This is a genomic window from Rhizobium oryziradicis, from assembly GCF_001939045.1.
Classification (GTDB): domain Bacteria; phylum Pseudomonadota; class Alphaproteobacteria; order Rhizobiales; family Rhizobiaceae; genus Allorhizobium; species Allorhizobium oryziradicis.
Window position 1 is genome coordinate 192,922 of sequence record NZ_MKIM01000027.1, and the last position, 20,186, is coordinate 213,107.

The 20,186-nt window shown below is 55.3% G+C and carries 18 protein-coding genes; 7 read left to right on the forward strand and 11 right to left on the reverse strand.

What is annotated here, in order from left to right; genetic code table 11:
* The first annotated feature begins 41 nt into the window (after positions 1-41).
* On the forward strand, positions 42-533 hold the full coding sequence (locus BJF95_RS11970) for a histidine kinase (RefSeq protein ID WP_075639689.1): 492 nt from the start codon (positions 42-44) through the stop codon (positions 531-533).
* Between the two features lie 9 nt (positions 534-542).
* On the opposite strand, the gene BJF95_RS11975 is transcribed toward BJF95_RS11970, so the two are convergent.
* The 6 genes from BJF95_RS11975 to BJF95_RS12000 all read right to left on the reverse strand — a co-directional run bounded on the left by BJF95_RS11975 (position 543) and on the right by BJF95_RS12000 (position 6,753).
* The gene (locus BJF95_RS11975) at positions 543-1,124 is read right to left on the reverse strand and encodes an NAD(P)H-dependent oxidoreductase (protein WP_075640304.1); all 582 of its coding nucleotides are present in this window, start codon (positions 1,122-1,124) and stop codon (positions 543-545) included.
* A gap of 178 nt (positions 1,125-1,302) precedes the next feature.
* Positions 1,303-2,709: an FAD-binding oxidoreductase gene (locus BJF95_RS11980; protein ID WP_075639690.1), complete on the reverse strand. Its 1,407-nt coding sequence runs from the start codon at positions 2,707-2,709 to the stop codon at positions 1,303-1,305.
* A gap of 3 nt (positions 2,710-2,712) precedes the next feature.
* Positions 2,713-4,023 carry a cytosine deaminase gene (locus BJF95_RS11985; RefSeq protein WP_075639691.1) on the reverse strand — a complete coding sequence of 437 codons (1,311 nt, stop codon included), beginning with the start codon at positions 4,021-4,023 and terminating at the stop codon, positions 2,713-2,715.
* The gene (locus tag BJF95_RS11990) at positions 4,023-4,826 is read right to left on the reverse strand and encodes an ABC transporter permease (protein WP_075639692.1); all 804 of its coding nucleotides are present in this window, start codon (positions 4,824-4,826) and stop codon (positions 4,023-4,025) included. The genes BJF95_RS11985 and BJF95_RS11990 overlap by 1 nt, the downstream gene beginning before the upstream one ends.
* Positions 4,826-5,647 carry an ABC transporter ATP-binding protein gene (locus tag BJF95_RS11995; RefSeq protein ID WP_075639693.1) on the reverse strand — a complete coding sequence of 274 codons (822 nt, stop codon included), beginning with the start codon at positions 5,645-5,647 and terminating at the stop codon, positions 4,826-4,828. Before BJF95_RS11995 ends, BJF95_RS11990 begins: the two co-directional genes overlap by 1 nt.
* 101 nt (positions 5,648-5,748) lie before the next feature.
* Positions 5,749-6,753, reverse strand: a complete 1,005-nt coding sequence (locus BJF95_RS12000) for an ABC transporter substrate-binding protein (RefSeq protein ID WP_075639694.1) — start codon at positions 6,751-6,753, stop codon at positions 5,749-5,751.
* Positions 6,754-6,952: 199 nt separating this feature from the next.
* On the opposite strand from BJF95_RS12000, the gene BJF95_RS12005 reads away from it, so the two are divergent.
* Positions 6,953-7,924 carry a LysR family transcriptional regulator gene (locus tag BJF95_RS12005; RefSeq protein WP_075639695.1) on the forward strand — a complete coding sequence of 324 codons (972 nt, stop codon included), beginning with the start codon at positions 6,953-6,955 and terminating at the stop codon, positions 7,922-7,924.
* On the opposite strand, the gene BJF95_RS12010 is transcribed toward BJF95_RS12005, so the two are convergent.
* Entirely contained in the window at positions 7,909-8,709 is an 801-nt protein-coding gene (locus BJF95_RS12010; protein ID WP_075639696.1) for a creatininase family protein, read from the reverse strand. The genes BJF95_RS12005 and BJF95_RS12010 overlap by 16 nt on opposite strands.
* A gap of 209 nt (positions 8,710-8,918) precedes the next feature.
* Between BJF95_RS12010 and BJF95_RS12015 the strand changes: the two genes are divergently transcribed.
* Complete coding sequence (locus BJF95_RS12015; protein WP_075639697.1) at positions 8,919-9,698, forward strand: metallophosphoesterase family protein; 780 nt, start codon at positions 8,919-8,921, stop codon at positions 9,696-9,698.
* Positions 9,699-9,814: 116 nt separating this feature from the next.
* Here the strand turns inward: BJF95_RS12015 and BJF95_RS12020 are convergent, their stop codons facing one another.
* On the reverse strand, positions 9,815-10,708 hold the full coding sequence (locus BJF95_RS12020; RefSeq protein WP_075639698.1) for a DMT family transporter: 894 nt from the start codon (positions 10,706-10,708) through the stop codon (positions 9,815-9,817).
* Between the two features lie 362 nt (positions 10,709-11,070).
* Between BJF95_RS12020 and BJF95_RS12025 the strand changes: the two genes are divergently transcribed.
* Positions 11,071-12,369, forward strand: a complete 1,299-nt coding sequence (locus BJF95_RS12025) for an adenylosuccinate synthase (protein ID WP_075639699.1) — start codon at positions 11,071-11,073, stop codon at positions 12,367-12,369.
* A 171-nt stretch (positions 12,370-12,540) separates the two neighbouring features.
* Entirely contained in the window at positions 12,541-14,607 is a 2,067-nt protein-coding gene (locus BJF95_RS12030; protein WP_075639700.1) for a hypothetical protein, read from the forward strand.
* 76 nt (positions 14,608-14,683) lie between these two features.
* Here the strand turns inward: BJF95_RS12030 and BJF95_RS12035 are convergent, their stop codons facing one another.
* The gene (locus BJF95_RS12035; protein WP_083638832.1) at positions 14,684-15,910 is read right to left on the reverse strand and encodes an MFS transporter; all 1,227 of its coding nucleotides are present in this window, start codon (positions 15,908-15,910) and stop codon (positions 14,684-14,686) included.
* A 181-nt stretch (positions 15,911-16,091) separates the two neighbouring features.
* On the opposite strand from BJF95_RS12035, the gene BJF95_RS12040 reads away from it, so the two are divergent.
* On the forward strand, positions 16,092-17,354 hold the full coding sequence (locus BJF95_RS12040; RefSeq protein ID WP_075639702.1) for an arsenic transporter: 1,263 nt from the start codon (positions 16,092-16,094) through the stop codon (positions 17,352-17,354).
* A 70-nt stretch (positions 17,355-17,424) separates the two neighbouring features.
* Here the strand turns inward: BJF95_RS12040 and rpoH are convergent, their stop codons facing one another.
* Together rpoH and BJF95_RS12050 are read right to left on the reverse strand one after the other, a co-directional pair.
* Positions 17,425-18,327 carry an RNA polymerase sigma factor RpoH gene (gene rpoH, locus BJF95_RS12045; protein ID WP_075639703.1) on the reverse strand — a complete coding sequence of 301 codons (903 nt, stop codon included), beginning with the start codon at positions 18,325-18,327 and terminating at the stop codon, positions 17,425-17,427.
* 159 nt (positions 18,328-18,486) lie between these two features.
* Positions 18,487-19,512 carry an RluA family pseudouridine synthase gene (locus BJF95_RS12050; RefSeq protein ID WP_075639704.1) on the reverse strand — a complete coding sequence of 342 codons (1,026 nt, stop codon included), beginning with the start codon at positions 19,510-19,512 and terminating at the stop codon, positions 18,487-18,489.
* Between the two features lie 285 nt (positions 19,513-19,797).
* Here BJF95_RS12050 and BJF95_RS12055 point away from each other — a divergent pair, with 285 nt between their 5' ends.
* Positions 19,798-20,178: a hypothetical protein gene (locus tag BJF95_RS12055; protein ID WP_075639705.1), complete on the forward strand. Its 381-nt coding sequence runs from the start codon at positions 19,798-19,800 to the stop codon at positions 20,176-20,178.
* Positions 20,179-20,186: the final 8 nt, after the last annotated feature.

The following is a 20,186-nucleotide window of genomic DNA, read 5'->3' on the forward strand; positions in this document are numbered from 1 at the left end:
TTTTCCTCTCTTGAAATCTATTGTGCTTGAGGGGAAAATTTATGAGAATCGTGCTTGCCGCTGTCATTCTGGCGGCTTTTTTGCCATCGGTGTCCTTTGCAGATACTTTGCTGTTTCCAAGCGAAGATCCGATTGCGCAGATCACCATTCCTGCCGATTGGGAGCCAAAAGAAACCGAAAGTGGCGTTGATGCCACATCGGCCGATGCGGCTATCTATCTTGCCGTCGATGTTGCCAATGCCAAAACCAGTGACAAGGTGATTGATGACGCGATTGCGTTTTTGAAAAAGAACGGCGTTAAAATCGATGGCTCGACCCAAAAGCAGTCCGATGAAGTGATCAACGGCATGGACATGAGCAATTTTGACTGGACCGGCACCGATGAAGAAGGCCCAGTCAATGTCAGCCTGTCGGTTGTTTCGCCAAAGCCCGGCAAGCTGCTGGTCATCACCTATTGGGGATCAAAGGGCAAACAGGAAAAGCATTTTGGCGAATTGCAGGAGATTATCGCCTCCTTGAAGCCGTCCAAATAAGCCTGAGTTTCAAAACCGCTCCATCTCGCGCCGCACTTTATTCATGAAGGCGGCGCGGGTTTGTTCCGTGCAATTGTTCATGTCGTAATGGGCCATGAATTTCACTGGTGCTCCGATTTTTATCTGGGCACGGATCACACGTTTGATGGTCTTTTTTGGCGGGTTGCCGGCCAGAAAGGCCCGCATGGGCGTGGCCCCATAGGTCAGCACCGCTGCCATTTTGCGAATATGCCGAAGCGTTGGCGTCAACTGGCCATCGTTGAGAGCAAAGCTGACACCCGGCAGCCAGACCCGGTCAAAATAGCCTTTCAATATGGCCGGGAAGCCAAAATTCCACACTGGTGTGACAATGACCAGCCCTTCGGCGGCTTTCAGGCGCTCTACATAGGGCTGCACCAGTGCGGTGTTTTCAGGATAATCATGGTAGATGTGCCGGTCATGGGCGGATAGCACGGGGTCAAACCCTTCATCATAGAGATTGCAGCCATCGACCTCGTGGCCTGCTTTGGTCAAGCTCTCAAGCGTCAGGTGATAGAGCGCACGACCATAGCTTTCTGCGATGGGATGGGAGTGAAGAACAAGAACGCGCATGGCAAAGCTCCAGGTTTGTGCCTGTGTCACCACAGGCTCAAAGTGAAAACGTCCGCGCCGTTTGTCCTAATGCATCTTATCCGCCGCCCAAGCCGGATCAGGATGCACCACGTTTTGCACGTGAACAGGAAGCCCTGTCAGGAGTACCTTCGGAATGAATGTTGTGTGGCGGTAATCTTTACACCTTTTCGAATGCTTGCAGGCCGGGGAAGAGATAATTCTTGCCCGCCTTGAAATCAAAATCAGGATTGTCCCAGGCAATCATCTTGCCGGGGTTGAGCAGGCCCTTGGGGTCGGTTTCCTTCTTGAAGGCCAGCTGGGTTTCATCGGTCTGCTTCATGCCGCCTTCTTCCAGCGTATAACGATGCGGGTTGAAGATCGGGCAGCCATTGTCCTCGTGAATGCGGATGATCTCTTCCAGCCGCTCTTTGGTGGTGTAGCGCACCAGAGGCAGGCCAGAGCATTGGATTTGCCCATCGAATTTCAAAAATTCCAGATGGCCAATCACTTCCTCGCCAAAGATTTCCGTCATTTTCGCCACCTTGGCCACATGATCGGGACCGGGATATTGCACCTGCAAATAGGTGATCGACGGGTCCACCTTGAGGGCGCGCAGCGTTGTGTGGTTCCATGCCAGCTCATAGGCGTGCGGAATGCCCTTCATGCTCTCGACTGTGTCGGAGCGAAAACGGATGTCGCCCTTCATTTTCTCCGCATAGGCCAAAAACGGTCCCATGGAATGGGGGGTCACCATCAGCACCACCACCGACTGACCCTCCTTGAGCCATGGCTTGTGGCGGGTGAAATAATCAAAGGGAACGGGAGCGGCAATCGGAGCCACTTCTTTGAGCAGAATACCATTGCGGTGGCACAGGCCATCGGCAAAGCGCACGGCGTCCATGTAATCATCATAGCCGACAATCACGTCCACCCAATCATAGGCCGGAGCCAGCGGCATTTCCACTTCGGTGATAATGCCATTGGTACCATAGGCATGGCTGACCTTTTGCAGATCCCAGGCCGAAAGTTCCAGCACGCGCGGCTCGGCCTCCATGGTCACCACCCGCAGCCGCAGAATATTGCCCAGATCGCGCAATCCGCCCCAGGTGATTGAGCCAACACCACCAGAGCCGCCAGCCACAAAGCCGCCAATGGTGGCCGTTTGCGCGGTAGACGGATGGAAGCGCACTTCCTGCCCGGAATGGGCTTTGGTCTGCTTATCCAGCTCAGCGATGACAATGCCCGGCTCGCAAATCACTCGGCCGGGGTGGATTTCCTTGACCTTGTTCATGTTGATCAGGTTAAGCACAATGCCGCCGGAGAGCGGCATGGCCTGACCATAATTGCCGGTGCCAGCACCGCGCGGCGTGATTGGCACACCATTGGCGTAAGCCACTTTCAGGGTGCGGATTACCTCTTCTTCTGATGTCGGCGAGACAACCAGATCGGCGGTCACATGGTCGAGCTCGTCTTTCAAAATCGGCGAATACCAATAGAAATCCCGGCTCTTTTGTTTCACCAGCGCCGGGTGATCTTCCACGGCAATGCCGTTCAGTTCCTGTTTGATCTTTGCATAATCCGGCATGAGTCAGCCTTCCATCAGTTCATCGAGGTCACGGTAATCGGGCGGGCTCGCATCAATGGCTTTGCCCGCCCTCATCACGATGCGGTTGCTTTGGGGACGCGAGAGAAACTCGCTCCAATGGCGGGCTGAAAACAGCACCAGATCAGCTTTGCCGCCCACGGATATGCGGCCATGGTCTGGTCGGCCCAAAATATCGGCAGGTGTGCGGGTGACAATGCGGGCGGTGGTGTCCAGCGGGTGATCGAGATGGATAATCCGCACCGCTTCGCGCAGCACTTCCACGCAGTCGAGATCGCCATAGGCGTAGAAAGGATCGCGGGTGTTGTCGGAGGAGACTGCCGTTTGCACGCCTGCCGTCGTCAACTCATGAAACAGCGTTACGCCGCGCTGGCGCGGGGTGCGGCCAGAATATCGATCTTGCAAATACATATTGCACATCGGCAAGGAGACAACCGCTAGACCCGCCTTGGCCACCAGATCAATGGTCGCTTTGGCGACATCATCGCTTTGCTGGGTCAGCGAACAGCAATGGCCGACAACGACAGAGCCTTCAAAACCGTTGCGCAACTTGGCCTCGGCCACGGCTTTCAGCGCCAGCACCGAGGCATCCTGCGTTTCATCGACATGCAGGTCAATATCAAGACCGTGATCGCTTGCTGCTTGAAACAGCAGATCCAGCCGCGCATCCAGATCGGGCACCATTTGCGTCACGCCGCCAAGAATGCCGTTGTGGGATTTGACCACGTCAATCAGATCAGTGAAGAAAGCGGCGTTGGTGATCTCTTCAAAGGGAAAAAGTGCCGCCGCTTGCAGATCAAGCTTGCCTTTCCAGGCATCGCGCACCTCGGCGAAAACCTCATAGGAAATGCGATGCTGTGGGGCCAAACTATCGAGATGGGTGCGGATCAGGCTGGTGCCGTGGGCATAGGCACATTTGAGCGAAAACTCCATGCGGGCGCGCACATCAGCCGCCGACCAATTGGCTTCGCGGTCTTCCTTGACCGCGCTGAGCGCCCCCATAAAATCGCCGGAGACATTGGGTTTGCGTGGCCAGATATGGCCTTTGTCGAGATGGGTGTGCATATCGATAAAGGTGGGAAAGATCATGCCGCTGGCCATATCTGCAAAGGGCAGATCCACGGGAGTGCCGGGCGGTACAATGGCTTCGATTTTGCCGTCCGTGATGATCAGATCGGCCTTCACCAGACCTTCAACACTTGGGCCTGAGAAGCCATCAACCGTGATGTCAGGCAGAGTTGCATTTTTCAGCACAAAGCGCGGATCATTCGGCACTGTGACAAAGGGCTTGGTCATCAATTTTCTCGCTTGATGCTGCTCTCATGCCAGCGGTGCAGCGCAAGCCATGAGATGAAGGAGGTAATGGCAAAAATAACCACGCCGAGGCAGGATAGAAGAATGAGGGCCGCAAACAGCCGGGGAATATTCAGCCGGTATTGCGCTTCCAATAGGCGAAAGGCGAGGCCGGAGCCTGCCCCCGCAGAGCCTGCGGCAAACTCGGCCACCACGGCGGCAATCAATGCCAGGCCACCGCCAATGCGCAAGCCGGTCATGAAATAGGGCAGGGAGGCGGGCAATTTCAGATAGATCAGCGTTTGCCAACGCGATGCGCCGTAAAGCTCAAACAGGTTGAGCAGGTTATGGTCCACGCTTTTCAAGCCCTGGACCATATTGGACAGGATGGGGAAAAAGGCCACCAGAAAGGCGCAGATCAACAGCGCTGATTGCGTGGTGGGCGCATAGATCAAAATCAGCGGCGAGATGGCGACAATGGGTGTGACCTGCAAGATCACGGCAATCGGATAGAACGCCAGCTCGATCCATTTTCCCTGCACCAAAAAAATGGCCATACCAACGCCGCCCACCAGCGCCAAGCCCAGCGACATCAAGGTGATCTGGGTGGTCACCCACAGGGCGGGGCCAAGGGTTGGCCAATCATTGTAAAGCGAATTGGCGACCGCCAAGGGGCCGGGCAAAATATATTGCGGCACGCCAGAGACCGCGACGCCGATATGCCAGACCAGCACCAACACCACCACGACCGCAATGGGAACGAGGATTTGCAGAGCTGTTTCACGCATGTGATTGCGGGTTGCCATCAATGTTCCTCCCCACCCATGGCGCTTAACAGCGCGTTGGAGGTCTTTTCGCAGGCCTGCCGATATTCTTCTGATGTGCGATAATGGGCATCGCGGTTGAGGCTGGTGATCAGCGGAAAATCGGCATCCACCCGACCGGGCCGGGCCTTCATCACCACAATGCGGTTGGAGAGATAGGCGGCCTCAAACACCGAATGGGTGACGAAAATCACGGTAATGCCTTTGTCTTTCCACAGCCTTAGCACGTCATCATTCAGCTTTTGCCGGGTGATTTCATCCAATGCAGCAAAAGGCTCATCCATCAGCAGCAATTTGGGTTTTGTCACCAGAGCGCGGGCAATGGAAACCCGCATTTTCATGCCGCCAGACAATTCGCGGGGATAGGCCTTGGCAAAATCCTTGAGGCCAACGGTTTCCAGCGTTTCCAGAATGATCGGCGTTGCTTGCGCTTTCGATACGCCTTGCAGACGCAGCGGCAGGTAGACATTGGCAAACACGGTTTGCCATGGCAGCAGTGTCGGTTCCTGAAACACAAAGCTGATGTCGCCGTCCGGAAGACCTTTGGCATTGATGCGTGAGCTTGGCCAATCAATGCTGCCGCTTGTGGTATCACCCAGCCCTGCGATGATGCGAAGTGCTGTGGATTTGCCGCAGCCCGAGGGGCCGAGCAGGCTGACAAATTCGCCTGCCTCAACGTTCAGCGACATGTTGGACAGCGCCACCGTGCCAGAGGAGAATGTTTTGGAGACGCCAGACAGGGTGACCAGCGGGCGCTTTTTACTCTCACTGTGCATGGGCAATGGGGTGTCACTCACGATCATTCAATGCCTGTTGTTGATGCCCTTCTGCCACTCGCGAGAAGGTGATCCGAAAACGGTATGAGGGGGTGAAGAACCCCTCCCAACAAGGGGAGAGGCCTTTCTCACTTCTTCAGTTTCAAACCAACGCCCTTGCACACAAATTTGGTGGTGAAGGCTTTTTGGTAATCCAGCTTCGCATCCACCACACCAATGGACACCATTTCGGTGAAGAATTTTTTGTAGTGATCATCGGTCATGCAGCCGATGCCCTTGTCGAGTGCCGATCCTGAATCCACAATGCCATATTCCTTCATCTTCTCGATGGAGAAGGCGATCTGGGCATCGGTCATTTCCGGATTGTCTTTTTTAATCAGATCATTGGCGGCTTTGCTGTCACCGTAGAGATAATTGTACCAGCCTTCCGCTGAGGCATCGATGAAGCGCTGCACCACGTCCGGCTTTTTATCAATCATGGTCTGGGTGGTGGTGATCATGGTGGAGTAGGGGCTGTAACCATTGTCTGCCAGCAAAAACAGTTTTGGTTTGAAACCACCTTGTTTTTCAACCTCATAGGGCTCTGAGGTAATATAGCCCTGCTGGGCGGATTTTTTATTGGCGATGAAAGGGGCGGGGTTAAACGTATAGGGCTTGTATTGCTCGTCCTTGAAGCCCGGATAGTTCTTTTTCATCCATTCAAAATAGGTCAGGTAGCCATCCTTGCCCATATAGATGGTGTCGAGCTTGGCCAGTTCGGCAAATTTTTCCACGCCCTGATCGGGATGGGCCATCAACACCTGCGGGTCTTTTTGAAAGATGGCGGCCACATCCACCAGCGGAATGCCCTGTTTGACGGCATCCATTTCGGCCAGTGGGCTGCCCATGTAGAAATCCACCTTACCGGCAATCAGCAGCGCCTGATTGGCGGCATTGGGACCACCTTGCACGATCTTGACGTCGATGCCGTATTTTTTATAGGTGCCATCGGCAACGGCTTGATAAAAGCCACCATGCTCGGCCTGCGCCAGCCAATTGGTGCCATAGCTGACCTGATCCAAAGCGAGAGCTGGGCTTGTGGCCCCAAGCACTAGGGCGGCTGCGGCAAGATAATGTGCAAATCTCTTCGTCATGCTGATCTTTTCCCCTTAAGCTCTGGCCCCTCACACTCCGATGAAGCCGTCGTCGTTGACGCATTTTTCACATTTGAGCGCTTGCTTTGCGCTTTGAAAAGCATCAAATTTCGTTCGCATTGATGCCTTTAAAGCAGCGCTTGCATCTTTTGATGTATTGCTGTTCAACGTGATTAAAAAATAGACTGGTGAGCTGCCCGTGTTGCATTCCAGAAAGCTGTATTACATTGATGAGATTGCCAGATGTGGCTCAATACGCAAGGCGGCAAATCGTCTTAACGTTGCATCCTCGGCAGTGAATCGCCAAATTCTGGCGCTGGAAGAAGAGCTTGGTGCGCCGATTTTCGAGCGCTTGCCGCGTGGCTTGCGCCTGACAGCGGCGGGTGAGCTGTGTGTGGAACATATTCGCGAGGTTTTGAAAGGCTATGAGCGGCTGGAAGCGCGCATTCGCAGCCTGAAAACCCCGCAAGCCGGTAAGGTCTCTCTGGTGACCACGGTGGGGCTGGCATCCGGCCCTTTGCCCGATATCATTGCGCGCTTTTTGGAAGCACACCCGCGCATCAAGGTGCATGTGCGCAATGATAGTGGCACAACGACGCTCAACCCGGTGCTGACGGGCGAAGTGGATATTGGCCTTGGCTTTAACATCGTTGCCACGCCGGGCATTCGCACGCTGGCCAATTTTGATATTCCGGTGGGGGCTGTGCTGCCGCCGGGGCATCACTTGGCGCAAGCGTCGGGGCCGGTGGATCTGGTCGAGGTGGTGCAGGAAAAGCTGGTGCTGGCCGAGCCCGGCACCAGCCTGCGCAATGTCATCAATCTGGCACTCGCGCCGCTTCCCTTGCCGATCGAGCCTTTGCTGGAAACCAATGCGTCGGAACTTTTGAAGCAATTGGTCAAATGCGGCTCTGCGCTGACCTTGCTGAACCCGCTGGATGTGGTGGCGGAATGCCGCCGTGGCGAGCTGGTGTTTCGGCCCTTGAGCGAGCCGCATGTGCGTCATCAGCCAATGAAGCTGTTTGCGCGCGCGCGAGCACCTTTGGATGCCGCCACCAGCCTGTTCGTCGAATATCTGATGCAGGAGATTGTGGCGCTGGTGGAGGATTTGCAAGGCAAAGGCTTTTTGCCGCTAAGCCGCACCAGCCCTGAGCGTGTTCAGGATGGCGAATAAAGCGCGGACAAGGGGTAGTCGCGCACATCGCGCAGCAATTGCACAAAACTTGCCACCTGATGCTGGCAAATGGCTTTGCCTTTTTCGGCGGTCCCCTTGGAGGCATCCCCTACCACGCCATGGAGGTTCAGGTCATGGGCAATCCATGCCAGCGTATGGGGTGGCGTTGGCCCCAGAAAATCCGAGCGTTCGCGCATCCATTCGGCCTTGGAGACAAAATTCTCTGCTCTTTCCATCCGCACCAGATCGGGCCTGAAATGCAGCATCAGCGAGGTTTCAACCTCACCGCCGTGAATGCCATATTTAGCCTCATGCTCGGAAATCATGCCGTCTGGATGGCCAAACCGCGCCCATTGGGTGGCCACCGCCACCATTTGAAACCGCACTCGAAGCTCTCTAGCGACAATGTTCATCACATCCAGATTGCCGCCGTGGGAATTGACAATCACCAGCTTGCGCACACCTGCCTCTGCCACTTTTCCGCCAATGGCGGTCCAGGCCGGAATGAGGATGTCAGCCCCCAGAGAAAGCGTGCCGGGACCATAAATATGCTCATTGGCCTTGCCGATTTCCTGGGTGGGCAGCACCAGAAAGTCCAGATCATCGGGGCGTTGTGCTTTCAGCTCACCCAACATGCCGTTGGCAATGGCAACATCGGTGGCAATCGGCAGGTGCGGGCCGTGCTGTTCGGTGGAGGCAATCGGCAGGATGGCAATGGTTTTATCCGCTGACAGGTGTTTGAAGTCGTGAGTGTTCAACTCGTTCCAGTAAAAAGGTTTTGCCATCACTCTGTTCCCTGATCTGTGTTGAGGCCACCGTAGAGCCGCAACCATCCTCGGAAAAGCATCAATTTGTGTGCGCAGTGCTGCTAAAAAGGCGACGCCCGCAAGGGCCTGCGCTGTAAGCCTAATTTTTGGGAAGCGGAGGCTGCTCGTCAGCCCTGTTGAGAAACGCTTGCAACCGGCGTAGAACAAAATCCGAGGCTGGGTCGTGCATGAAAAAATTACTGCGTAAAATTCTGGATAAGGGGTCAAAAGCCGCTGGTGCGTCTTCACGGCCACGGCTGACGTTTGATTGGCAAGAGTTTTCAACACTCTACGCGGTTGGCGATGTTCATGGCTGCTATGTGGAACTGCTGGAGGCGGAGTGTCGAATCTTGCAGGATGCCAGCCTGCGCGATGGGCGCAAGCTGATTGTCATGCTGGGTGATTATGTTGATCGCGGGCCATCATCCAAGCGGGTGATTGAGCATTTGATGAAGCCGCTGCCGCCGCAAATTGAGCGCGTCAGCCTTTGCGGCAATCACGATGATGCCTTTTGTGATTTTATCGAAAATCCCTCGCGGTCGCGTGGTTGGCTGGATTTTGGAGCGGCAGCGACACTCTACTCCTATGGTCTGGATATTGATCATGCGCTGCAAAAGGCCGGTGGCTTTGAAGGCTTGCGCGTGCAGCTTTCCAGTGCCATCCCTGCCAGTCATTATCATTGGCTGAAAGCGCTGCCGGTCATGCTGTCGGTTGGGCCGATTGTTTTTGTGCATGCGGGTGTTACGCCCGGCCTTGGGCTGGATCAGCAAACAGATCAGGATCTTATGTGGATCCGGGAGCCGTTTTTAAGTCGCGGCCCTGAAATGCCCTATACCGTTGTGCATGGCCACACGCCCACCGATACGGTCACCTTTGGCAAGAACCGAATCGGTGTTGATACGGCCGCCTATGCGTCCGGGCGTCTCAGTGTGGTGTGCATTGCCGATGGGCATGCCCATGTGATCTAGAGACTGTCAGGTTCAGATTGAACCAGACAGTCTCTAGATTTCTTTGTTTGAGTTTGTCTTTTCAGGAAAACCGGATTCCACTTTATCCCTGACAAACTCTAGATGTTGTCTAGTGGTTACGCAGCAGTGGTCTTTGGCTTGCCCCATTCAGCAAGGGCAATGCCACCCAGCACAAGGGCCAGCGCCATGACGTGAAAGCCCTCCAGATGCTCGCCCACGACAATCACCGAGAGCACGGTGCCGAAGATTGGCACAAGATTGATAAACAATCCGGCCCGGTTGGCACCAATGATGCTCACACCTTTAATATAGAGTGTTTGCGAGACCAGCGAGGGCAGCAATCCGCAAAACAGAATCAGCAAAAGTCCGGTGGTATCGGGCAAGATCATGCTGCCATTGGCATCTTCCCAGATCACCAGAGGAATTGTTGCCAGCACGGCCCCAAAAGACAGCGACGCCATCAGGCTTTTCCAATGCAGTTCTGGCTTCCAGCGCAGCGCGATGGTGAACAGCGAATAGCATAACACCGCCAGCATCATCAGGCCGTCGCCAAAATTGAGCCTAAGCGACAGCAAAGCCGTCAGATCGCCATGGCCAGCGGTGAGCGCCACGCCGACAAAGCTGATGATGAAGCCCAGGACCTGCACCTTGGATGCGGGTATGCGAAACAGCAGAAAATTGAGAACAAAAATCAGCACCGGAATGGCACCTTGTTCAATGGCACCATTGACGGCAGAGGTGTATTTCAGCGCCGAATAGAGAAAGCCGTTAAAGCCGGTGTAGCCAATGGCACCAAAGGCCAAAAGCAGTGGAATATTGCGCCGGATTACCGGCCAGTCGGATTTAATCTGATCAATGGAAATCGACAAAAGAAGGCAGAAGGCCAATGTCCAGCGCCCGGCATTGAGCACCATGGGGCTGATGTGTCCCACGGCCAGCTTGCCTGCCACGGCATTGCCGCCCCAAAGCAGCGTGGTGAGCATCAGATAGGCATAGGCTCTGATTTGCATGGGCATTCCTCACAATAGTCTTCGTTCTGGCAATTTTCTGGTGATTGTCGCATTCCCTTAAGGTTTTACCTTACAAAAAGCCAGATTGCTGACGACAAACGGGTCGCTTTCCGCAAAACAAAGCAGTATAGATGCGCGGGTTTGGCACGCTGCGAAAAGCGGTGCGTCTAAGCTTGGCCTATGCGTGCGGGTGTTGCACTTCGCGCATTGGCATGGTTTGCTTCAATGGTGGCGCGTCAGCGTATTTTTGGGATTTGCGCGTGAGCGTATTTTTTGAGTTTGCGCGTGAGCGTATTTTTCGAGTTTGCGCGCGAGCGTATTTTTTTCGAGTTTGCGCGCGAGCGCAAGAACAGGATTGAAAAATGACGAATGTCGTGGTGGTTGGCTCCCAATGGGGCGACGAAGGCAAAGGCAAGATTGTCGATTGGCTCTCTGAGCGTGCGGACGTGGTTGTGCGCTTTCAGGGCGGCCATAATGCTGGCCATACGCTCGTTATTGATGGAATTTCCTATAAGCTGTCATTGCTGCCCTCGGGTGTTGCCCGCCCCGGCAAAATGGCCGTGATTGGCAATGGCGTGGTGGTTGATCCTCATGCGCTGATTGCTGAAATTGGCCGTCTGGACGCCCAAGGCGTGAAAGTGTCGCCAGAAAACCTGCGCATTGCCGACAATGCCACGCTGATTTTGTCGCTGCACCGCGAGCTGGATGGCCTGCGGGAAGATGCAGCCTCCAACAGCGGCACCAAGATTGGCACCACCCGCCGCGGCATTGGCCCAGCCTATGAAGACAAGGTTGGCCGTCGTGCGATTCGCGTGATGGATCTGGCCGATCCTGAAGGTCTGGCCGAAAAAGTCGCCCGCATTCTGCCCCATCACAACGCGCTGCGTCGTGGCTTTGGTGCGCCAGAAGTGGAACATTCGACCATTATGGAAGAATTGCTGTCGGTGGCCGACAAGGTGCTGCCGTTCCGCGAAACCGTGTGGCTGATGCTGGATAAAGAGCGTCGTCGTGGTGCGCGCATTCTGTTTGAAGGGGCGCAAGGCTCGTTGCTCGACATCGATCACGGCACCTATCCCTTTGTGACGTCGTCCAACACGGTTGCGGGGCAGGCGGCAGCTGGCTCCGGCATGGGGCCGGGATCGCTGGGCTATATTCTTGGTATTACAAAGGCTTACACCACCCGCGTTGGCGAAGGTCCGTTCCCGACCGAGTTGACCGACGAGATCGGCCAGTTTCTGGGCGAAAAGGGCCATGAGTTTGGCACCGTCACGGGCCGCAAGCGCCGTTGTGGCTGGTTTGATGCGGCTTTGGTGCGCCAGTCGGTTGCCACCAACGGCATCACCGGCATTGCGCTGACCAAACTGGACGTGCTGGACGGCCTTGATGAGTTGAAAATTTGCGTGGGCTACAAGCTGGATGGCGAAGAGATTGACCATCTTCCCGCAAGCCAGGCGGCGCAAGCTCGTGTCGAGCCGATTTACATCACGCTCGAAGGTTGGAAAGAATCAACCGTTGGTGCGCGCAAATGGGCTGATTTGCCAGCCCAGGCGATTAAATATGTGCGCCAGGTGGAAGAATTGATCGGAGCTCCCGTGGCTTTGCTCTCAACCAGCCCTGAACGCGATGACACCATACTTGTGACAGATCCATTTGAGGATTAAGGTCATATTCGATAAATTGTCTTGCATCCCGAAATCAATGAGCGGTTTTGGGGTGCATAAAAAAGCGTAACAAAACTTCCCGGAAGTCGGTTTACCCTGAAAATAGGGGCACCAAGTGGACTGGGGCTATATCGTCTTTCGGCCAGAGCCGATGACCACGAGAAAGTACGGATGGCAGATTTCGTAGCAGTTATTCGACGTGCCGTTGACGGCCTGTCGAACAATACCCCGGAAATGCGCGTTAAGGTGTATGAAAAAGCTCGCGGTGCCGTGATGCGGCAGCTGGAGAATATGACACCTAAGCCGTCAGAGGACATGTTGCGCCGTCAGCTGGACAAGCTTGAACTGGCCATAACGGATGTCGAGTCGGAATATGCCGAAGCGCTTCCGGCTGAAGACGAGACTGTTGATGCCGCACCCGCTTATGAACCTGATCCGGTCTACGAGCCGGAGCAGGAAGCGCCTTACGCGCCGCCAGAGCCCTATCATGCGTATCAGGAAGAGCCTGCGGTTGCAGCGGAGCCTGAGGTTGTTGAGACGGCTTATGAGCCCGAAGTGGCCGAGTCGGTTGATGATGATCATCATGTAGAACCATGGCAGGCCCCGGACTATTCCCAACCGGCACACCAGACGCCTGAGCATGATGACCATGTGGATGCGCCAAAGCAAATGCCTGCGGCCGACTATCCGGAATGGGCGTCTGAGCCAGAACCTGTTGCCCCGCACAGCAACCATGCTGCGGATACCCACGCGCCAGACAGCCATGAACCAGAGTCATGGGGTGTCGCGCATCAGGGTGACAATGCCACGCATCAATCCACGGATGATGATCATTGGAATACACCTGTCGCGCCATCTGTGAGCACAAACCATGCCGAGGTTGCGCCGCCCTACCAGAGCCCGCAACGTCAGACGGATCATGCCGATGCGCTTGGTGCCTTTGATGAATTTGTGCGAAGCCAGACGGTTCACGATCCTAAAAAAGATAGCGGCGATACTGCCGATCTCTTGAACTGGAGCGAGACAGACAAAGCCGCCAGCAGCGACAAGCCCGCGCGCGGTGCCGACGTTGGCACCGATCCTGCCTGGTTTGACGATTTTGTCACCACGAGCAAGCCAACAGGACAGGTTGATGCCGCTCTGCAAAATCTGACCAATGACAGTGGCAAACGTCAAGGCACATCCAAAGAAGAGCTGTTGGCGACCCTGAACAAGGGCCAGAACAAGAGCAAGAAAAAAGCCAAGACCAGCGGCAAGTCGAAATCGGGGGGAATGAAGCCCTATATTTTGACGGGTGCGCTGATTTTGATTTTGGCGGGCGGTGGTTATGCAGCCTATGTCAATCGCGAATATTTGGCATCGCTTGCCAATGGTTTGACACCGCCGGCCCCACAGACGGCCTCAGAGCCGGGCAAAACGGATGGTGCCAAAACAGACGGCGATGGCGTGAAAGCCGCAACTTCGGGCGGCGACGCACAAGCCGGTGCAGCAGGCCAGAAATTTACCCAGCAGCTTATGCCGGATGGCACAGAGGTTGACCGCGGCCCATCTGCGGCTGAAGCCAGTGCCAATGAGGGCCGCTCGGTTGCGCAGCAAAATGTTGCGGCCAACACGCCGCCAGCGAGTGCGGCAACGGCTGCTGGCGCGCCTGCCAGCAAAGCGTTCACTGTGCCTGCCAATGGCCAGAAGGCCTATCTCTATGAAGAGCGGCTTGGCGAAACCACGCCTGCAACCATGCAGGGCTATGTGGTGTGGGAAGAAAAGAATGAGACCGACGATAATGGCAAGCCGCAGCCTGTTATTCAGGGGCAATTGTCTATTCCTGAGCAGGGTCTGACCGCGCTGATCACCTTCAAGCGCAACACCGATCCATCGCTTCCGGCCAGCCATCTTGCCGAAATCGTGTTCTCTGTTCCCAAAACCTTCCCCGGTGGCGGGATTGACAGTGTTCAGCGCGTTGCCATGAAACAAACCGAGCAAGATCGCGGTGATCCGATTGTCGCGGTTCCAGCCAAAATCATTGATGATAGTTTCATGATTGCGTTCAATGATTTTCCAGAGGTGGTTGCCCGCAACATCAGCTTGTTGCGTGATCGGGAATGGATCGACATTCCGGTCACCTACCGCAACGGCCGTCGCGCTTTGATTACGCTCGATAAGGGCAGCGTTGGCAAAAAAGTCTTCGACGATGTGATCAAGGAATGGATCGCCCGCGGCAGCGCCAAGAGCGGCGGTTGAGCTTTTACATTTCGCAGATCGTCCTAAAAATCGATGTGACACAAGGGAGGCGAAAGCCTCCCTTTTTACGTTCAGATCATCCTTCCGGATTTTCCGGGGCAACCTGATGGCGGTTGAACAGAAAGAGCAAAAGCGCAATTGCGGCAATGCCACCGTGGAAGAGATAAGCCAGCGAATAGCCGCCTTTTTCCGTGAGCCAGCCAGCCACGATATTGCTGGTTGATGCACCAATGCCTTGCACTGTCATCACCGCGGCTAGACCGAGATTGAAGCGCCCCGAACCCAGCAGAATCCGCTCCACGGCAATGGGGGTGGCAATGCCGATCAGTCCGGCACCAACGCCATCCAGAACTTGCACGGGATAGATGGCGGTGAAGCTGGTGAACGTGCCCGCGATCATGCCACGCACGGGCAGGGCCAGCAGGGCAATCAGGAAAATTGAGCGCAAACCGAAACGGCCGATCAGAAAGGGCGCGCTGGCGGCCACCACAATCATGGACAATTGCGAGATACCGGTGGTGATGGCGGTTGTTTGAAACGGGCTGTCCATTTGAATGGAAAAATCCTGAGCGATCAAACGGCTGATCGGTGCGTTGCCAAAATGGAAAATCATCATGATGAGCGCCAGCACAATCAGCCCTCGGCTTTGGGCCAACACGCGAAACCCAGCCGGTTTTAAAGCAGTGTCATCATTTTTTGCAAAGCCACGCGCCACTTTTTGGTCGATCTCTGTGGGGCGGATGGCCAGTGTGGCAACAATGGCGGCAAAAGCGGAGGCCAGCATCAGCCAGACAATACCATTTTGGCCAAAATGCTCGGCAATGAGATAGACACACACCAGCGAAAAGACGTTGCCTGTGTGGTTCCAGACCTCGTTGCGCGAAATTTGTTGGGAAAACGCTTTTTGGCCAACGAGACCAAGGGTCAGACCCATCAAGGCAGGCCCGATGACCGCACCCACCAGTGCGGTTGCCGATTGCCCGCCGAAAACCGAGAGATTGTTGGGACTTGCCAATGTCCATAGGGCGGCGGCGGTGACAACAACGACGGGTGCAATAATCAGACTGCGTTTATAAGGACTTGCATCCACAAGGGCACCAAAAAACGGTGTGGCAATCATGCCGAGGATGCCGCCGATTGTGGCAATAATCCCCAGCGTCATGGGCTGCCATCCATGGGTTGCCAAAAATCCGTCCAGAAAAGGGCCTAGTCCATCACGGGCATCTGCAAGGAAAAAATTCAGCGTGGCCAGCGCCACCAATGAGCGATGGCTCACCGACGTGATCTTGGGTTGTGATTGCACGGTCCACACCTTTATCCTATTGCTTTTACTGGATATTACATGGCGCTCGTGACGATCAGGGGAAGGGGGAAAGAATGGACAACAAAATTATCTTTTGACAATTGCTCTTATGAACGATCGCTCTAAATGTGGACTGTCTTCTCGCAGAGTGATTCCTGTTCTGCCAATATCCGGATAATCTATGGCAACGATATATGTGACTTGGGGTGTTTCTGCCCTCGCTGTTCTCGGAGTGATTGTGCGGCCATTTGGCTGGCCCGAGGCGATCTGGGCGGCGGCTGGCGCAATTGCGTTGTTGCTTCTGGGCCAGATTAGCACGCTCGATGCATGGACCGGGGTGGCCAAAGGCTTCGACGTCTATCTGTTTTTGATTGGCATGATGCTGTTGTCCGAGCTTGCCCGGCGCGAGGGGCTGTTTGATTGGCTGGCAGCACTGGCGACCCAAAAGGCCAAAGGATCGCCCATCCGGCTGTTTGTGCTGATTTATGGGGTCGGCATTCTCGTGACAGCCTTTTTATCCAATGATGCGACGGCGGTGGTGCTGACGCCTGCGGTTTATGCGGCGACAAAGGCGGCCAAGCTCAAAAATCCCATGCCTTACCTGCTGATCTGCGCCTTCATTGCCAATGCCGCCAGCTTTGTCTTGCCGATCTCCAATCCCGCCAATCTGGTGATTTTTGGTGGCGGCACCATGCCGCCTTTGTCCAAATGGCTTTCGACCTTTGTTGTGCCGTCGCTGGTGGCGATTGTCGTGACCTTCGTCATGCTCTATTGGAGCCAGCGCCGCGAGATTTTGACCGAGACCTTGCAGCGGCAAATCGATGCCCCCACCTTGTCCCACAGTGCCCGGCTGGCAGGCTTTGGCCTGCTGCTCACCGCCATTATTCTGATCATTGCCTCAGCCCTTGGCATTGACCTTGGCTGGCCAACCTTTTTGGCAGGGGTGTTGACCACCGCTCTGGTGTTGGCGCTGACCCGTCAAAGCCCTGTGGAGACCCTGAAGGGTATATCATGGAGCGTCTTGCCGCTGGTGGGCGGGCTGTTTGTGCTGGTGGAAGCGCTGGACAAGACCGGTCTGACCAGCATGCTGGCGCAGGAATTGTCGCGCCAAGCCCAGGCCAATGCCAGCACCGCTGCGATGGGTGCGGGCTTGCTGGTGGGCTTTATGTCCAACCTCGTCAATAATCTGCCCGCCGGATTGGTGGCAGGTGCCACGGTGCAGGCCGCCCATGTCAGTGACACCGTATCAGCCGCCGTGCTGATCGGTGTTGATCTCGGCCCGAACCTGTCCGTCACCGGCTCGCTTGCCACCATTCTTTGGCTTTCGGCCCTTCGCCGCGAAGGCCTTTCTATAGGCACTTTCGCCTTTTTGAAAATTGGCGCAGTGGTGATGATCCCAGCTTTGGTGCTGTCGCTTCTGGCTTTGGTGTTGACGGCCGCTTAAAAAAACGCGCATGAAAAAGCCCCGATGACGTCGGGGCTTGGATCATTTCCTCACTCGGTAGAGTGGATGTTTATGCATCCACCACCCGCAATGCCTTGGCTTGATCCAAGGCATCTTTTTGCACGGCTTCCTGCACTTTTTCAAAGGCGCGAACTTCGATCTGGCGAACACGCTCGCGGCTGATGTCAAATTCTGCCGACAATTCCTCAAGCGTCACGGGATCTTCTGCCAAACGACGGGCCGCAAAAATGCGGCGTTCACGCTCGTTCAGCACCGCCATGGCACGCGTCAGCATGCTGCGGCGGGTTTCCAGCTCGTCTTGCTGGATCAGCACGGCTTCCTGGCTTTCGTGATCGTCCACCAGCCAGTCCTGCCACTGGCCGGACTCGCCCTCGCTGGCGCGCATCGGTGCGTTCAGCGATGCGTCGCCCGAAAGGCGGCGGTTCATCGAGATCACTTCTTCTTCCGACACATTCAGCTTGGTGGCAATTTCGGTCACATGCTCGTGGCGCAAATCGCCTTCTTCAATGGCTTGAATCTTGCCCTTGAGACGACGCAGATTGAAGAACAACCGCTTTTGATTGGCGGTGGTGCCCATTTTCACCAAAGACCATGAGCGCAGGATATATTCCTGAATAGACGCCTTGATCCACCACATGGCATAGGTTGCCAAGCGGAAGCCCCGTTCCGGGTCAAATTTCTTCACGGCCTGCATCAGGCCAACATTGCCCTCAGACACAACTTCGCCAATGGGCAGGCCATAGCCACGATAGCCCATGGCAATTTTGGCCACCAGACGCAAATGGCTTGTTACCAAACGATGCGCGGCATCGCGGTCTGCGTGTTCGGCATATCGCTTTGCCAGCATGTATTCTTCTTGCGGTTCCAGCATTGGAAATTTGCGGATCTCGTCAAGATAGCGATTCAGACCGCCTTCGCCAGCGGTAATAGACGGCAAACTGTTCCGGGCCATTGAGCACCCCTTTCTTCTTTGAGCCTCCCGATAGCGCGGGCAGGCCCTGATTGCGTGGATAGCATGATCCCACGCAACTCCCCGTGAAAGATAGGTATATCAAAGTGTCAATTCAAGGACCGTTTTGTAGGGGACAAGCACGCTTTGCGGCTATGCTTATCAAATTGCCTCGAATGCTTCCATGACTGCGGCCATGTCGTCAGGAACCGGGGCTTCAAAATGCATGACCTCGCCGGTTCTGGGGTGTTCGAACGCCAGTAAAAACGCATGTAGGGCCTGGCGGTGAAAGCCATTGACTACGGCCTTGGCATGATCGGGCAGAAGATTGGCCTTGGTTTTAAAAGCGGCACCATATTCTGGATCACCCACCAAAGGATGGCCAATATGGGCCATGTGCACGCGGATCTGGTGGGTTCGTCCCGTTTCCAATCGGCACTCCACCAGAGAGGCGAGGCAGGTGGAATCCGGCTTTTCACCGTAGCGCTCGATCACCTCATAGTGGGTGATCGCCTCGCGGGCATCGTCGGTGTTCTCATTTTTCACTGTACGCTTGGTGCGGTCACCAGCGCGCCCCAATGCCGCATCAATCGTGCCGCGCAGGCCCTTGGGGCGACCCCAGACAATGGCCTGATAGGCGCGTTCCAGCGGGCCATTGCGGCCGTGGTCGGCAAATTGATCGGCCAGATGGCGATGGGCAATATCGTTTTTGGCCACCACCATAACGCCGGAGGTTTCCTTATCCAGCCGATGCACAATGCCGGGGCGCTTGACCCCACCAATGCCAGACAGGCTATCTCCACAATGGTGGATCAGCGCATTGACCAGCGTGCCGGTCCAATTGCCCGCACCGGGATGCACCACCAGCCCGGCAGGCTTGGACAGCACAATCAGGTCATTGTCTTCATAAAGCACCTCCAGCGGAATATCCTCGCCCTTGGGTTCGGGATCTTCCGGCTCCGGCATCTCAATCACCAGCGCATCGCCCGGCTTTATTTTTCGCTTGGGTTCCGTGACCACCGTGCCGTTGATGGAAATGGCCCCTTGCTCAATCAGCGCTTTGACGCGATTGCGTGATAAATCTCCCCCAAGTTCCGCGGCCAGCCATGCATCAAGACGGCCCTGGGCGTCTTCATTGGCAATCAGCTCTTTCCTTGGCGCTTCTGCTTGTTTAAAGGGGTCTGTCATTGTGCAATCCTGTTTCTAGAGTTTGTCAGGGAAAAGTGGAATCCGGTTTTCCCGAATAGACAAACTCAAATATGAAAATCGAGAGTCTGTCTGGTTCAATTTGAACCTGACAGACTCTAGGCCTTGATGAGGCCAACTGCCCGCGTGGGCAGCAAGATTGCCCCACCGTTGCATCATTCTCTAAAGCAATTTCGCTTTAAAGAATTATGCAGCAGATAGAAAGTGCTATAGCGGCCAGAGCGCATTTATACCCTGCGCGGCGCTATCTCGAAAGGTTGAAGGTTTATGAGCAATTTCGATACCGACGAACAGGACGAAAAGCCGCTCGATCCGGTGCTCGAAAAAGTTCGCCGCAAGATGGTGCGTTTGCAGATCGTCTCGGCGGGTGTCATGTTTATCAGCCTGATGGCGGTCTTGACCGCTGTTGTCTATAAGGTGCGCCATAGCCCGACACCGGAAAAAGCGCAAACAGAAGCTTTTTCAATCCCGTCTGATCAGCCGCGTGCTGCTAATGTGCATCTTCCCGCAGGCTTCAAGGTTACGTCAACGGCACTGTCGGCTACGCAGATTTTGTTTTACGGCACCACGGCCGAGGGGCAGAGCAAGGCCTATGTTTTTGACCTCGCCATTGGCCGGGTTGTTGCTGAAGTGACGGTTGCGCAATAAAGAAAAAC